This is a genomic window from Paenibacillus sp. 32O-W (genome assembly GCF_007679495.1).
GTDB lineage: Bacteria > Bacillota > Bacilli > Paenibacillales > NBRC-103111 > Paenibacillus_L > Paenibacillus_L residui.
Window position 1 is genome coordinate 19,472 of record NZ_VEGP01000009.1, and the last position, 15,078, is coordinate 34,549.

13 protein-coding genes and 2 riboswitches are annotated in these 15,078 nt (G+C 48.5%); of the genes, 5 read left to right on the forward strand and 8 right to left on the reverse strand.

Features of this window, described 5'->3' with window-relative positions; all coding sequences use genetic code 11:
- Positions 1-103: 103 nt before the first annotated feature.
- From FS806_RS05610 to FS806_RS05645, 8 genes are all read right to left on the reverse strand, one after another.
- Positions 104-523 carry a sigma factor-like helix-turn-helix DNA-binding protein gene (locus FS806_RS05610; RefSeq protein WP_144933638.1) on the reverse strand — a complete coding sequence of 140 codons (420 nt, stop codon included), beginning with the start codon at positions 521-523 and terminating at the stop codon, positions 104-106.
- A 447-nt stretch (positions 524-970) separates the two neighbouring features.
- On the reverse strand, positions 971-1,798 hold the full coding sequence (locus FS806_RS05615) for an alpha/beta fold hydrolase (protein WP_144933639.1): 828 nt from the start codon (positions 1,796-1,798) through the stop codon (positions 971-973).
- Between the two features lie 89 nt (positions 1,799-1,887).
- On the reverse strand, positions 1,888-4,224 hold the full coding sequence (locus tag FS806_RS05620) for a histidine kinase (RefSeq protein ID WP_144933640.1): 2,337 nt from the start codon (positions 4,222-4,224) through the stop codon (positions 1,888-1,890).
- An 87-nt stretch (positions 4,225-4,311) separates the two neighbouring features.
- Complete coding sequence (kdpC, locus tag FS806_RS05625) at positions 4,312-4,920, reverse strand: potassium-transporting ATPase subunit KdpC (protein ID WP_144878483.1); 609 nt, start codon at positions 4,918-4,920, stop codon at positions 4,312-4,314.
- A gap of 32 nt (positions 4,921-4,952) precedes the next feature.
- Positions 4,953-6,983: a potassium-transporting ATPase subunit KdpB gene (gene kdpB, locus FS806_RS05630; protein WP_144878484.1), complete on the reverse strand. Its 2,031-nt coding sequence runs from the start codon at positions 6,981-6,983 to the stop codon at positions 4,953-4,955.
- 13 nt (positions 6,984-6,996) lie between these two features.
- Positions 6,997-8,679, reverse strand: coding sequence for a potassium-transporting ATPase subunit KdpA (gene kdpA / locus FS806_RS05635; RefSeq protein ID WP_144878485.1), 1,683 nt, complete (start codon positions 8,677-8,679; stop codon positions 6,997-6,999).
- A gap of 31 nt (positions 8,680-8,710) precedes the next feature.
- Entirely contained in the window at positions 8,711-8,788 is a 78-nt protein-coding gene (locus tag FS806_RS27060) for a potassium-transporting ATPase subunit F (protein ID WP_144878513.1), read from the reverse strand.
- Between the two features lie 161 nt (positions 8,789-8,949).
- Positions 8,950-9,357 (reverse strand): hypothetical protein, encoded by a 408-nt coding sequence (locus FS806_RS05645; RefSeq protein WP_054819095.1) that lies wholly within the window; start codon positions 9,355-9,357, stop codon positions 8,950-8,952.
- A gap of 107 nt (positions 9,358-9,464) precedes the next feature.
- Positions 9,465-9,626, reverse strand: a riboswitch (cyclic di-AMP (ydaO/yuaA leader).
- Positions 9,627-10,124: 498 nt separating this feature from the next.
- Between FS806_RS05645 and FS806_RS05650 the strand changes: the two genes are divergently transcribed.
- The 5 genes from FS806_RS05650 (at position 10,125) to FS806_RS05670 (ending at position 15,013) form a co-directional block, all read left to right on the forward strand.
- On the forward strand, positions 10,125-11,693 hold the full coding sequence (locus FS806_RS05650) for an ATP-binding protein (protein WP_144878486.1): 1,569 nt from the start codon (positions 10,125-10,127) through the stop codon (positions 11,691-11,693).
- Positions 11,680-12,381: a response regulator gene (locus tag FS806_RS05655; protein WP_144878487.1), complete on the forward strand. Its 702-nt coding sequence runs from the start codon at positions 11,680-11,682 to the stop codon at positions 12,379-12,381. The genes FS806_RS05650 and FS806_RS05655 overlap by 14 nt, the downstream gene beginning before the upstream one ends.
- Positions 12,382-12,590: 209 nt before the next feature.
- Positions 12,591-12,749, forward strand: a riboswitch (cyclic di-AMP (ydaO/yuaA leader).
- Positions 12,750-12,861: 112 nt separating this feature from the next.
- Positions 12,862-13,326 carry a hypothetical protein gene (locus FS806_RS05660; RefSeq protein ID WP_054819094.1) on the forward strand — a complete coding sequence of 155 codons (465 nt, stop codon included), beginning with the start codon at positions 12,862-12,864 and terminating at the stop codon, positions 13,324-13,326.
- Between the two features lie 24 nt (positions 13,327-13,350).
- Positions 13,351-13,659, forward strand: a complete 309-nt coding sequence (locus FS806_RS05665; protein ID WP_144933641.1) for a Na-translocating system protein MpsC family protein — start codon at positions 13,351-13,353, stop codon at positions 13,657-13,659.
- Positions 13,660-13,759: 100 nt separating this feature from the next.
- On the forward strand, positions 13,760-15,013 hold the full coding sequence (locus FS806_RS05670; protein ID WP_144878514.1) for an aspartate kinase: 1,254 nt from the start codon (positions 13,760-13,762) through the stop codon (positions 15,011-15,013).
- Positions 15,014-15,078 lie beyond the last annotated feature (65 nt).

A 15,078-nucleotide genomic window follows, 5' to 3' on the forward strand; every position in this document is an offset into this window, starting at 1 on the left:
CTCATGGAAAATGAGCGGCTGGTTGCAACCAGCCGCTATCTGAGCATGGTCCTCTATATAACAGTTCATTATGGCGGGAAAATCGGACCCTCCGACGAAACGATTACAAGTTTTTGAGCAAGTATTCCATTTGTTTCAAGCCTCTTTGGATAGATTTACGAACCGCCCGCTCATCGACATGCTCGGCTCTGGCAATAGCGACTTTGCTCATGCCTAGGAAATAATGGGCATAAATCCGTCTGGCAGATTTCACCGGCAATTGGCACATAGCTTCATAAAGTTGCTGCCGTGAAAGTTTGCGCTCGTAATACTCCTCCGGTGAAATCGAAAGAAATAAAACATGCTGCTCAATCCCGTCGTTGCGATCAAGCGAATAATAGGCCCGATGGCGATACGTTCGCAGCCTGTAGGCGCTTTCTTCCAAGTCGAAGCGGCGAATTTCATGGGCAACTTCTTCATCTACATCAACCCATACATCCGTCTTAAAAAAAGGATACATATCCCGCAAATTTATCTTTTTCATTCAAGTCCCTCCATTTTGGTTTGTTGGCAAACCAAAACAGAGGGGGGAGAGCGACAGCCAACGTTCCATTTCAAACGTTTGTTTATTTTTCGTGAAAAACAAAAAAGACCTTGCCGCAGAGCATGCCAACACTCCATTGCGACTAAGTCTGAAAATGATATCCATCGTTGATGTGTTAGAAACCGTACTAGTAGGACAGACACATAAAGAGACCGCTGCCTGACATTGCAGGCATCTGAGAGCACATAATATCAGCTCCATCTCACATGGCAACACCGCTGCGAGAAGAAAGATAGTCTGTTTTTATGTTGGTGCTGTCATACGTTTTTTGTCCAAACGCTCCTTTTCATCTCGAACTCAGCCGGTTATAGGTCATTTGTTCGATGAAATTGAACTTACAAAACGACATTTTTTGGCGCCGTGCATAAACTCCTTTCAAAAGGGGACTTAATACCCTTGCATATAATTGTTAGCACCTTTGTTCAAATGATTATCCTCTAAAAAGCATTGGACAATCTCATTAAATCGTTGTGGTTGGCACAAGTTGCTTGGGTTACAGGAATCTTCAATGACTTGTAAACGAGCATTGGACAACAGCCCTGCAGTTTCATTCATTTGCCTGATAACTGGATAGGAATGGTCCCCCGCAATACAAAGCGCGGGCACTTTAATTTGCGGCAAGAACGGGGTGAAATCAATCCCCCTGACCGCCAGACGCTGTTTATACCATTCTCCAGATCTTTTTTGCAGCATTCCTTTTCGAATTGCACGATAAGCCAAGTCCCACTTATAATAAGTGATCTTCATCGAGCGTAAAAAGAATTCACCTGGCAAATAATACGAGAGCGAACTGATGAGATCGATCATGGAGACGAATTTGCCAATCATAGTTGTCCTGACATTTATACTCAAGCAGTCTGAAATCACGATTGCGCTTACTTGGTTTGGATACAAATTCGAGAATTTCTGAGCAATGATTCCACCATAGGAAACGCCAACAATTACAGCTTTTTTAATTCCCAAATACCCCAGGAGGAGACTTAGATCCTCACACTGGGTTTCTATAACTCTTCCAACCGGAACTTTCAAATTTCCAGACTGTCCGTTTCCTCTCAGATCAAGGAACACAGTTTGATACGATTGTTTAAAATAATTTTTTTGAATTTCAAACATTTCATGTGTTAGTCCAAGACTATGAATAAAGACGAGGGATGTTCCTTGACCACAAACTTCATAATATAGCGAAGTTCCATTCACTTTCCAAAGTGGCAACATTCCCAACTCCTTTTCGTTAACATCTATTAACTTTTTTCCATTAACTATCTGCTAAAACGTAATTATTTTTCATGAGACGACAAGCTATGTTACCCTTCATCTTGATAATAGCAAGCCTCAATATCCGCAATCACCAACACATCCATATGGCGTCCATAACGCAGAATCGGCCTGATTACGGATCGTTTCCATATTTTTTCCCACAAGGTCCGCTTCGATTGCCCGACAATCATCTGCGTACTTTGGATATCGTTGGCTTTATTCAGCAAAAGGTATGGAATCTGCCTTCGGCTCCGGGCAAACAGCATCATAAACTTACCGCCCAACCGCGCTGTCAAGTCTTCCAGCACTTTGATGCGTTTTTTCAACTCATCAGCAACCTCAGCATGATCGTGAACATACGTTACAACCCAGTCAGCCTTCAAACGATAAGCAATTCGAAACCCCCGCCTGATTAAGCGCTCAGCATTGGTGCTTAATGTTACCCCGACGAAGACCGTCTCCTGCTTTCTCCAAGGTCCGCGAAGCGAATCGTTTCTTTCCCAGGCTTCCAATCGTTCGTCCACATCGTCAGCGATTTCCCGTAGCGCCAATTCACGCAAAGCAATCAAATTGCCCGTTCGGAAGAAATGATTCAAGGCCTGATCCACTTTATCTAGCGCATAGATTTTTCCTTCCCGCATTCGTTGCTGCAGCGTTTTTGGATCGACATCAATGAGCTCGACTTCATCGGCCATGCGCAACACGTGGTCGGGGAGGGTTTCCCGAACTCGCACGCCGGTAATCTGTTCAACCGCATCGTTCAAACTTTCCAAATGCTGTACGTTCATCGTCGAAATAACGGAAATGCCTGCGTTCAAAATGTCTACAATATCTTCGAATCTTTTTTTGTTTTTACTGCCGGGCACGTTCGTATGTGCCAGTTCATCCACGAGTACGACTTCCGGATTGCGGCGAATGATGGACTGGACGTCCAGTTCTTCCAGATTCGCTCCACGATACTCCAACTTCGCCCGCGGGATCGTTTGCAGCGAACCGACTTGCGCTAACGTTTCTTTTCGTCCATGCGTTTCGAGAAGTCCAATGACGACGTCAATGCCTTTCTTCTGCAAATCGTTCCCCTCGCGAAGCATCGCATACGTTTTCCCGACCCCGGGGGCGGCGCCGATGAGCACCTTGAATCGTCCTCTCCGGATTTCCCCTATTTTTCGCTCCACTTCCTGATCGCTTAGCCTGCGGTAGCGATCATCCGACCGACCTTCCGTCAGCATTTTGGTCGGCAGTATCCGCTCTCCTTCCTTTTCAGCACGATCCGCAACGAAGTAGATATCCGTATGTCTCGATTTTTTAAGGATGCCGTTTGTAATCGATCCCCGCCACAGCTCCTGCCAGCGATTTAGCTTGGAATGGCCGAGTACAATTCTCGTTACCTGATGCAAGGTTGCGTAACGAGCCAACATGCCGGGAAGCTTCCGTCTACTTGCCAAGGTGAGTTCTTCGAATTTAGCTCCTATTTTATCGGCCAATTTCAAGAGGGAACGCTTAAATGCAGTTGCTTCGCGAGACAGCATTTTTTTCGGATGGACAAATGTGACGATCATCAAATCTCCACCCAAGCGTTTGGCAATTTGTTGGCCGCGGCGGACATGAATGGAACCGTTCCAATGGTATTGCGCCGAGACGAGAATGCGTTCCGCTGCTCCGGAAGGCCCGGTTAAACCTTGCTCCATGCGGTATTTTTCGAGGGAATCGTTCACATCTTCCGCCACTAGCCGCAAAGCCAGCTCCCGTAATTTTCCGATGTTGCTTCGCTCAAACAACATGGGCGAGGAGTCACCGTTGACATGCCCCTCCTCCAGCCGTTTCAGTATCGTTTCCGGCGATACGTCGATCAATTGGACTTCATCCGCCATCTCCAATGTGTTTGCCGGGACGGTTTCCTCCACCACGACACCGGTCCATTTTCTCGCCAGTTCCGTCGCGCCGTCGAGTTCGTACACGTTGACGGTTGTGATTACGCTGATGCCATGATTCAGCAAAAATTGGATGTCATCCAGACGTGTCGGAAACTGTGCTCCTTCCCGATTGCGATGGGCAAGCCCGTCAACTAATACCACTTCCGGATTGCGTTTGACCAGCGCCTCGAGGTTCAAGTCCTTACGCTCCATTCCATCCTTGATCCAGTGAATGCTGGGTACACGTTCCAAGTCTCCGAGTTGCTCCACCGTTTCCGGCCGCTGTCTTGTCGAAACCGCACAAATGACGACATCGATTCCCTGCTGCTTCAAATGCTGACCTTCCTGAAGCATGTGGTACGTTTTACCCGAACCGCTGACCGCGCCGATATAGATTTTGAGCCGACCACGGTGCAGCTTGGAAATGGAGTACAGGATTTCTTCCGGCGTCTTCCTGCGAAAACTTCCCACTCTTGTTCCCCCCTTGCGCAAGCTCTTTACTAAAATGCGATAACCCCGCCTATTTGGCCATAGGCAGGGCTCGCAGATGATATTTAACTATTTCATAAGTTCGCGCAGCGCGATGTTCAATTTCAACACATTGACTCTTGGATCCCCGAAAATCCCCAAATCCCGTCCTTCGGTATGTTCTTGTACCAGTTTCTCGAGCTCGCTCGAAGACAAACCGGTCAACTTGCTGATACGCGGAATTTGCACGTTGGCGGATTCTGGCGTAATATGGGGATCCAGCCCTGAACCGGAGTTCGTGATCAAGGCAATCGGCAATTGGCTAACAGGAACGTCCGGATTGTTTGCCTTCCACGCTTCAACGGATTCCTCCGTCCTTTTCAGCAAGTCCGGGTTCGATGGCCCGTAATTGTTGGAACCGGAGGCTTCCGCTTTGTATTCAATGCTGGAGACCCGGCCTTGAAAATATTTTGGATCGGTAAAGTTTTGCCCGATTAATTCGGAACCGATGATTTCTCCGCTGCTGCTTTTGATCAAACTGCCGTTAGCCTGATCTGACATCAAAAGTTGCGCGATGCCGGTGCAAACGAGCGGATACACAATTCCGCATAGCAATATGAACAACAAACTGAGCCGAATCATGGAAAACAAGTAAGATCCGCGGGAAAGTCCCTGAAAATGCTGCTCTGAATGATTCATTCCATTTCAATCCTCTCTGTATTCCGTTTCAACTACACCCATAAGTGAACGACCATGTCGATCAATTTAATCCCGACGAACGGCGCGATGACTCCGCCCAATCCATAAATAAGCAGGTTCCGGCTGAGCAATTGGGCGGAACTCATCGGTTTGTAGGCAACGCCCTTCATGGCCAACGGAATAAGCAACGGGATAATGATCGCATTAAACACAAGCGCCGACAAAATGGCCGACATTGGTGATCCGAGTCCCATTACATTCAATACGTTCATTTCCGGAATCGCCTGCATGAACATGGCCGGGATAATGGCAAAATATTTGGCGATGTCGTTCGCCACGCTGAAGGTGGTCAGAGCGCCGCGCGTCATTAGCAGTTGCTTGCCGATCGCTACGACTTCAATGATCTTCGACGGATCGGAGTCAAGATCGACCATGTTGGCCGCTTCCTTGGCTGCCGTCGTGCCGCTGTTCATCGCAAGCCCAACGTCCGCCTGCGCCAGCGCAGGGGCATCGTTCGTTCCGTCACCCGTCATGGCCACCAGCTTGCCGGCCGCCTGTTCCCGCTTGATCACGGCAATTTTGTCTTCCGGTTTGCTTTCGGCGATAAAGTCATCCACACCGGCCTCGCGTGCGATCGTCGCTGCTGTCAGCGGATTGTCTCCTGTACACATGATCGTTTTGATTCCCATTTTTCGCAGCTGATCGAAACGCTCCCGCATGCCGGGCTTCACCGTATCCTTCAAATAAATGAGTCCGTAAATTCGATTGTCGACGGCAACGGCGAGCGGTGTTCCGCCCTCCGATGCGATTGCGTTCCCTTTTTGGTCCAAATCGGCGGGAATCACTCCCCCCTTTGCGCTAACCCAAGCCTTGACCGCGTCAACCGCGCCTTTGCGAACTTTGCGTCCGTCCGGTAAATCGATTCCGCTCATGCGAGTTTCCGCTTTAAATTCAATGAACTCCGCGCCTTCGACCGCATTTGCCGGATACGAATACCCTTCTTTTTTCATGAGTTCGAGTACGGATCGGCCTTCGGGTGTTTCATCCTTCACCGAACTGACGGCCGCCCATTCGGCTACCGTCTCCACGGATTCATCCCCAACGGCGATGAACTCACTGGCCATCCGGTTCCCGAACGTGATCGTACCGGTTTTGTCCAAGATCATCGTATCGATGTCGCCTGCCGCTTCAACCGCTTTTCCCGACATGGCCATTACATTGAAACGGGTCACACGGTCCATCCCGGCAATGCCGATCGCGGATAATAAACCGCCGATCGTCGTTGGGATGAGACACACGAGCAGCGCGATCAAAACGGGAATCTCCAGTTTAATCCCAAGATAGTCGGCCATCGGGGCCAAAGTCACTACTACGATCAGGAAAATCAGCGTTAGGCTGACAAGCAGGGTATTCAACGCGATTTCGTTCGGCGTTTTCTGCCTCTTCGCGCCTTCGACCAGTGCGATCATGCGATCGATGAACGATTCTCCAGGGTCGTTTGTAATCCGTACGGTAATCTGGTCGCTAACGACCCGTGTGCCGCCGGTCACAGAGCTGAAATCGCCGCCGGCTTCTTTAATAACGGGAGCGGATTCTCCGGTAATGGCTGATTCGTCCACGGAAGCCAAACCCTCAATGACCTCTCCGTCACCCGGAATCATTTCCCCTTGCGAGACAATCACAACATCGCCTTTGCGCAGTTCCGTGGACGGAATCACCTTCACACTGTTGCCGATTACTTTATTGGCCATGATTTCTTTTTTCGTCTTCTTCAGCGTGTCAGCCTGCGCTTTCCCTCTGCCTTCAGCCAATGCCTCGGCGAAGTTGGCGAACAGTAAGGTAAATAGCAGAATCAGAAAAACCGCCAGATTAAATCCACCTCGTCCTTGGGTACCGAAGTAGCCCGGAAACAGCGTCATCAACAACACAACGAACGTTCCTGCTTCGACGACGAACATGACCGGATTTTTCATCATGACAACCGGATTTAATTTGATAAAACTGTCCATGATCGCCTTTTTTACGATCTCGGCGGACAACATGTTTTTTTGTTTCGTATTCATGATCTCACCTCTTCTATTTCAGGAGCGTCAAATGCTCTGCGATCGGACCCAGAACAAGGGCGGGCAAAAAGGTCAAAGCTCCGATAATCAGTACGGTACCGACGAGAATACCCGCAAATAATTTGGTGTCCGTGCGGAACGTTCCGATCGTTTCAGGCACCCATTGTTTCGCCGCCAGGGAACCGGCTACGCCGAGCAGTGCCACAATAGAAATGTAACGTCCGAACAGCATGACAAGTCCCGTAGAAACGTTCCAGAACGTCGTATTGTCGCCCAAACCTTCGAAGCCGGAACCGTTGTTCGCGGCGGAAGACGTATATTCATACAGTACCTGCGAGATGCCATGGAAGCCGGGATTGCTGATGGCCCCTTTCCCCAAATCCGTCAAAAAGGCGATTGCCGAGGGCGCCAAAATAATAAGCGGGTGAGCTAAAATAGCGATGGCGACTAGTTTCATTTCCCGGGCTTCGATTTTGCGCCCCATGAATTCCGGCGTACGGCCAACCATTAGTCCGCAAAGGAAGACGCCCAATATCGCATACATAAGCATGTTGACCAGCCCGACGCCGTCACCGCCGAATACACAGTTCAGCATCATTTGCGAAAGCGGCACCAGACCACCCAGCGGCGTCAAGGTATCATGCATATTATTGACCGTACCTGTTGTCGCCGCGGTCGTAACCGTTGTAAACAAGGCCGACTGCGCTATCCCGAACCGGACTTCCTTACCTTCCATGCTTCCTTGCGAAGCGTCGATTCCGAGCGCATTCAGTGCCGGGTTCCCCCGCAGTTCCGACGTGTACACAACCGAGAGGAAGGCGACAAACAAGATAAGCATCGCGCTGAAGATCACCCAGCCTTGTTTTTGATTTCGCGCGAATCTGCCGAATGTATACGTCAATGCGGCCGGAATACACCACATCGACAGCATTTCAATCACGTTCGTGAGCGGACTCGGATTTTCAAACGGATGCGATGAATTGACACCGAAAAATCCGCCCCCATTCGTTCCCAGGTGCTTGATCGATACGAGGGAAGCCACCGGACCGATTGCAATTAGCTGTGTCTCGCCTTCAATCGTTGTCGCTTGAACGGTCGGACTAAGCGTTTGCGGCACCTTTAAAGCCACCAGCGCCAGCGTCACGATGATCGCCATCGGGATAAGCAAACGGGTGTGCGCTTTGACAAAATCGGTGAAGAAGTTGCCGAGCGTTTTCCCTTTGCTTGTCAAACCGCGAATGAACGCGATCGCTACGACGATGCCGGATGCCGCTGATGTAAACATCATCATCATAATAACAGCCATTTGCGAGAAATAGGACAATCCTGTTTCGCCGCTGTAATGCTGCAAGTTCGTATTCGTCATGAAGCTGATGACCGTATTGAAAGAAAGCGTTGACTCCATGTTATCGATGCCGTTCGGGTTGATCGGCAGCCATTTCTGGATGCGTAAAATCAAATAACTGACCGCCACCAAAATAACGTTGGTCAATATCAAGCTGAGCGTGTATCGTTTCCAGTTCATTTCGGCGCGGTTTTTCAAACCGGTCAGCCCGTAGATCAACCTTTCAATCGGCCCGAATACTTTGTCGGTCCGGTTGGGTTGATTGGAAAACACATGAAAGATGTATGTCCCCAAAGGTTTGACCAACAAGACTAAAATCAGAATGACCGCTGCCAGTTGCAAAATGGCCATTTCATGCCCTCCTCAAACATTTACAGATCCATTAAAATTTTTCGGGATTCACCAAAGCAAAAACGAGATATAAAAAAATCAAAACTGTAAAAACAGTTACTATAATCATGAGCGTTCTCCCCCCGATTCACCTGCAACTCGTCCGCACCAAGCTAAAAATAAGCAAAACAATCCATATACGCCACCTAGTGTCAATATCATCGCGATATCCATCATGATCGATCAACCCTCCCTTCAAGCATGTGTCCGGTACGTTTGCCTGATATGGATTCATCCTTCGTTATCAAGCAGAAACGAAACATCATCGCTGCGGGTGTGAATGACATAGCTAGCGCCAAGTCCTTTGTAGATGAGTCTTGCATTGCTGCTGCCGGTAACGACATAGATCGGCTTGCCTGTCCAGGATCGGCAGATCTGAATGTATCGGCAGATCAAGGGCAAACTTGACTCAAACAAGAACACCTTCCCTACCGGCAACTCTGGAATGAGCCAGGTTTCCCGGTCTACAGTATCGACCATTAAGATGTGCTTGACGCCCAAATGTGTCAATCTCGACTTCTCTGTTTCATTATTGGTAATCGCTGCATAAGGTATTCCTTTGATTCGCAACGCTTTAATAAACTGCTCCCCGGTTTTGTTGGGCGCAGAGACGAGTACAAACTCATCTTGAGCTTCCATAGCCAATCTCCTCCATCCTGGTACAGGCAACAAAAAAGAAGCTTTCGGAAGAGGAACTCTTCGTCAGCTTCTTAGGCACTAGAAAAACGTGTCTAATGACGACAATTGTTGCCTCTCTTCGACGCTTACGAGGTTAGCTGTCGGATTCGGGCGTAAGAGTCGCCCTACACCGGATTTACCGGCGATTCACCCCATGAAGCCGACAAGACCGGCTTCGGTTGGTTCCCCCGCTCCTTCGTATTTAACGAAGCATTCAGCGAATGAAATGTTGACCATTATGTTTTAAAATGAGCGCACAAAAGCTTCATCATCCTCTCTCCACAAGCAACGCTTTTTGAAACGAACTGCTTCCACGCTTAGAAGGTTAGCTGATGGATTCAGGTGGTGAGAGTCACCAGCCTGCCACTTATGCTTTCACAATTGCGGCAGGATTCATCCCAGCCGGATCGGCCCACTTGCTCTCACCCAAGCTCCGATCCGTAATTCGTCCCCACTTGAAAACAAAATGAATTCATGGCACGTATCTTACTCCCAGACCATAAAACTGTAAAGTGAAGCACACGGTATATTTGTGTAATTCATGTGCTTTATGCTTGTGATAGCTTTATCGTCGTGAAAGATCTTCATTTTTCTCTGGTTTTCTCATTCTTATAAGCTTTTTTCATTATTTTTATGAAATTTTTACGCCTAGTATCGTTTATTTTACTCCTTTTTTACAGTAACCTAATGGGAGGAACTTCAGTAAAAAAAGCAGGATGTGGTTCGTTATGCCGAAATGGAAATCAATATGGATTTCGTTGCGATCGTACCTATTCACAACGTTACTAATCGTTCTCATGACCTTCGTATTAAAACCGTTTGGTCTTGCTTTTGATTTGGTCAATATTGCCCTTATCTATTTGCTCCCGGTTCTTATCAACGCCGTCTTTTGGGGACTTAGTCCTGCTTTCTACGCTGCGATCCTTGGTGTGTTAGCCTTTGATTTCTTCTTCGTGCCACCCGTCATGAGTTTTACCGTGGCAGACCTGCGATATCTGCTTTCATTTGGCGTTTATTTGGCGGTCGCGGCGTTAACGGCCAGCCTGGCGGCTAGACTGAAGCAACAGGTCCTCTATTCAAGGCAAAAGGAAGCTCACACTGCTGCACTCTACGCGCTTAGCAAGCAGATGAGCGCGATCGCAGACATCCATTCCATGCTGGATAGTTTTTCCCGACAAGTTACGCAGACGTTTGATACCGAAATCGTGATCTATTTGTCGGAAGACCGGAACAAGTTGGCGCTTGCCCATCGGTCGGCCGATCTTCCAAATCACAGTCAAAAAGAAGCGGAAATGTCTGTCGTGCGGCACGTGTTTGAATCCGGCGAGGTATCCGGAATGGGAACTTCGCATATGATCGAACCCCTGGGTTACTTTATTCCACTTCGGGCCGAGGACCGCATCTATGGTGTCATGGCACTCTATCCGAAACAATCGCGAACTGCGATCTCAACCGATCAAAAAAGACTCCTCGAGGCACTCGCAGGCTTGGCGGCCAGCGCAATCGCTCGCGTCAGGCTAGCGGAGGAAGCCAGAATTGCTCATCTTACAGCAGAGTCGGAACGGCTTCGTACTGCGATTTTGAATTCGGTTTCCCACGAACTGCGCACCCCGTTGGCAACTATCATCGGCTCAACAACCGGTCTGATCGAGGGTGAGCATCTTTTTTCTTCAGGTGATCGAATGGAGCTTCTTGTCACGATTCGGGACGGCGCTCTTCGTATGAATCGGCTGGTGACGAATCTGCTCAGTATGGTGCAGCTTGAGAGCGGGATGCTGCGCCTTAGGAAAAACTGGTGTGATGTGGAGGACTTGATCGGTGTCACGTTTTCTCAAGTCAAAGACTTTCAACAACATCGCAAGCTGCGCGCCGAGCTGCCAGATGACGGCCCCATTATAGTGCTGGGGGATGAAGTGTTGCTGGAGCAAATGATGGTCAATGTCGTCAGCAATGCGATCAAATACAGTCCGGATTACAGTGAAATCGTCTTGTCAGTGCAAACCACAGAAGATGACATTGTCATATCCGTCTCCGATCAGGGGATTGGACTGAACGAGGACGAATACGATCGGATATTTGAAAAGTTTTACCGTTCAGCCGCGGCGAAGCAAATAACCGGTACAGGCTTGGGGCTCGCCATATGCAAAGGAATCGTCGAGCTTCATGAAGGAACGATATCGGCGAAGCCGAATGAGCCGCGAGGGACCATTATGACGATCACGCTTCCCTTAAACAAGCAAGACGACTTAAATGCTGCATCTGAAGAAAGGGGCATCAAGAATCATGACCATGAATGAACATGGGGCTCGCATTTTAATCGTCGATGATGAACCCCAAATACGCAAGCTTCTGAAGGTAACCCTGCAAGCCCATCAATATGCCATCTACGAAGCATCAACAGGAGAGGAAGGTCTCGGACAGGCTTCCAGGATCATTCCGGACTTGATCGTACTGGATCTCGGATTGCCTGACATGTCCGGCATGGATGTGCTTGGCCGCATCCGGGAATGGTCGAATGCTCCGGTCATTGTCTTAACGGTAAAAGATCGGGAGGAAGACAAGATCGCCGCATTAGACAGCGGCGCCGATGATTATGTGACCAAGCCGTTCGGAATGGGAGAACTGGTCGCTCGAATACGTGTCGCGCTGCGGCACATGGCCAAATCGACAAACGAACCCCACCTCCGGTTCGGCGAGCTCACCATCGACCTGGCACATCGGAACGTGGAATTGAAGGGAGAACGAATCAAGCTGACCCCAACGGAATACGATCTGTTGAAAATTCTCGCCTCCAATGCCGGGAAGGTCGTCACACAGCGTCAGCTGCTCCAACAAGTATGGGGCAACCTCCACAATGAGTCAGACAGCCATTATCTACGGGTGTATATTGGACATCTTCGCAAAAAATTGGAGGAAGATTCGACACAACCCAAGTTCATTGTGACGGAGCCAGGGATCGGCTATCGCTTCCTGTCCAGGGAATAACAGAATCGTTCCCCCAAATAATTCGATTATCTCCCGTTCAGAAACGTAAGAACGGAATCTTTGTGAAGAAATATGGCCGTCTCCGTAAGTTTTTGTCCAATGCATCCGTTTTCATGCACGAGAAACGCAAAAAAATCTAAAATCTACACCGGATTCGGCTTTTACATTGACGTGAAAAAAGCGTATGATCTCTATCAACAACTTCAAATTCAATTGAATCGCTGAATTCCCTAAGGGGAAACGGGGGAACCAACAGAAGCCGTTACATGGTTTCACGGGGTGAATTCCTTGTCTGCCTGACACATGGAAAGGGTACTCTCAAGCCCTAACCCGACAGCTAACCTCGTAAGCGTATTGAGAGAGAACCGCATCCGATCTGCGTTTGTCTGATGGACTGACAACAGACTGCCCGAGAGCTTCGTTTCTCTGCTCTTCGGGCTTTTTGTCGTACCCAAAAAACATTTAGGGAGAGTGACAAGCATGTTACACGTACAAGAAGCAGATCCGCTTCCGAGTCTTGAATCGTCCAGTTTTCGGTATGAGGAGAGAATCCGTTCCATCGAAGTATTTCGATTTGATCAAGAGTTGACCCGGCGTATATTCTCCAATAACGAAAAAGATAGCATTTGCGGTTATCTGAAGCTATCCGGTAATGGATTCAGCGGTTGGGGCGAATATCGATTGCCTTACAACAATAAATCGTTCGACCTCGTCGGATGGGCTTCCGTTTTTATGAATCTGAAGGGTCTTGACTTTGCCCAAGCTTTCCAATTGGTTAAAGAGAAGGAAGAGAAATGGGGGACATTCCGGAAAGAACTTGCCGAATCGGCGTTATTGAACTGTGTTCCTACTCTCAGATCCCCTGTTCATTTGCCACAAGACGTTGACTTTCCGAAAAAACACATCTATTTCATGGAACATGCAGACTCTTACGTCTCATTCTGATTTCCTGGCAGGAAGGAGAAATGTATGGTGCAGGAGCTAACCAATCAACTGAAAGAAGCCTATTTGCAATGCAAGCGGGAAGTGATCGGCGTATATCCTCAGGAGGTTGAAGTAAGAGTCATTAAAAACCATATCGTGATCATCGACAAAGGAACTCCAATAATTGAACAATCCATCTCTGTACGCGACAGAAGCATTCATCAAACGATATGCGAAATGGATCGCGAACGCTTGCAAGTACTGTTGAAACCTAAAGTTGCCTCAATTGTCGGTTGCCGCGTCACTTCCATTCAATCCGACATTTGCATCGGCACTGGAAAAAAATGGATCTGATTCATTTGGATTGCGATATCGAGGACAAGTTTATGCATGATTAAGTTTAAGTAAACGGTTTTACGAGACAAACTCGAAATCATACACGGGAGTGATGATGTTGTCATTACTGGTGATGAAATATGGAGGCAGTTCCGTAGGCGACGCCGAACGGATAAAGCGCGTTGCGCGGCGGATCGCGGATCGAAGGCAGGAAGGCCATCAGTGCGTCGTGGTGGTCTCCGCAATGGGAGATACGACGGACGATTTGATCGAGTTGTCCAAACAAATCGTGGAGACAGCCCCTTCATCGCGTGAAATGGATATGCTGCTCAGTACCGGAGAACAAGTTTCAATTGCCTTATTATCCATGGCACTGCACTCCCTGGGCGAACAAGCTATCTCTTTAACCGGATGGCAAGCCGGCATTCTTACAGAATCAAACCATGGGAAGGCACGGATTATCGACATTCAGGCAGATCGAATAAGGAATGCGCTAAATCAGGGGCACATCGTCATTATAGCCGGCTTTCAAGGCGCGACAGAGAATGGCGAGATTACAACGATTGGACGCGGAGGCTCCGACACGACGGCTGTCGCACTTGCAGCAGCGATTCGGGCAGATTTGTGCGAAATATATACGGATGTGGACGGTGTTTATTCAACCGATCCCCGCATCGTCAAGCAAGCCAGAAAACTGAAGGAAATCTCTTACGACGAAATGTTGGAAATGGCTCATCTCGGAGCGGCGGTTCTCCACCCTCGCGCGGTGGAATGTGCCAAACAAAATAAAGTGAAGTTGGTCGTTCGATCCAGCTTTACGAACCATGAAGGTACGCAAGTGAAGGAGGAAACGGATATGGAACAAGGAATCGCAGTTCGTGGCATCGCGTTCGACAAGCCTATTGCGCATGTAAGCTTATTGGATATGCCTACAAGCCCAAGCCGACTCGCCGAGGTTTTTAATTCGCTGGCAAAAGACGATATTGATGTCGATCTTATCGTACAAGGCGGAATAAGGAATGGCAAGGCAGACCTGTCCTTTACCGTTAGCCTCGCCGATCTGGAGAAGGCAAAAAGTGTGCTTGATCTCATCCAGGCAGACGTTGGTTTCAAAAAATTGGATATCCGCTCCGATTTGGTGAAAGTATCTATCGTCGGGGCGGGAATGGTCAGTTCCCCAGGTATTGCAGCGACGATGTTTCATACCATTGCCGAAACCGGCGTTAGCATTTACACGGTCAGCACGTCTGAAATTAAAATTTCGTGCGTAATCGAAGGGAGAAGGCTCCATGAAGTTATTCGATCCCTGCATACCGTGTTTGGACTCGACGAGCACGAATATGTCTTTGTAACGGACGTAAGTAATGAATGAATGTTACGCAACGGAAAAACACGCTGTATCTTAGTTCAATTAACACTAGAAATTAGCGGTACATT

Bases quoted from the DNA above. Each gene is read 5' to 3' on its own strand.
- kdpB (WP_144878484.1), bottom strand. From the start codon at position 6,983: ATGAATACGAAACAAAAAAACATGTTGTCCGCCGAGATCGTAAAAAAG.
- kdpC (WP_144878483.1), bottom strand. From the start codon at position 4,920: ATGAATCATTCAGAGCAGCATTTTCAGGGACTTTCCCGCGGATCTTAC.
- FS806_RS05610 (WP_144933638.1), bottom strand. From the start codon at position 523: ATGAAAAAGATAAATTTGCGGGATATGTATCCTTTTTTTAAGACGGAT.
- FS806_RS05650 (WP_144878486.1), top strand. From the start codon at position 10,125: ATGCCGAAATGGAAATCAATATGGATTTCGTTGCGATCGTACCTATTC.
- FS806_RS27060 (WP_144878513.1), bottom strand. From the start codon at position 8,788: ATGATTATAGTAACTGTTTTTACAGTTTTGATTTTTTTATATCTCGTT.
- FS806_RS05665 (WP_144933641.1), top strand. From the start codon at position 13,351: ATGGTGCAGGAGCTAACCAATCAACTGAAAGAAGCCTATTTGCAATGC.
- FS806_RS05655 (WP_144878487.1), top strand. From the start codon at position 11,680: ATGACCATGAATGAACATGGGGCTCGCATTTTAATCGTCGATGATGAA.
- FS806_RS05645 (WP_054819095.1), bottom strand. From the start codon at position 9,357: ATGGAAGCTCAAGATGAGTTTGTACTCGTCTCTGCGCCCAACAAAACC.
- FS806_RS05660 (WP_054819094.1), top strand. From the start codon at position 12,862: ATGTTACACGTACAAGAAGCAGATCCGCTTCCGAGTCTTGAATCGTCC.
- kdpA (WP_144878485.1), bottom strand. From the start codon at position 8,679: ATGGCCATTTTGCAACTGGCAGCGGTCATTCTGATTTTAGTCTTGTTG.
- FS806_RS05615 (WP_144933639.1), bottom strand. From the start codon at position 1,798: ATGTTGCCACTTTGGAAAGTGAATGGAACTTCGCTATATTATGAAGTT.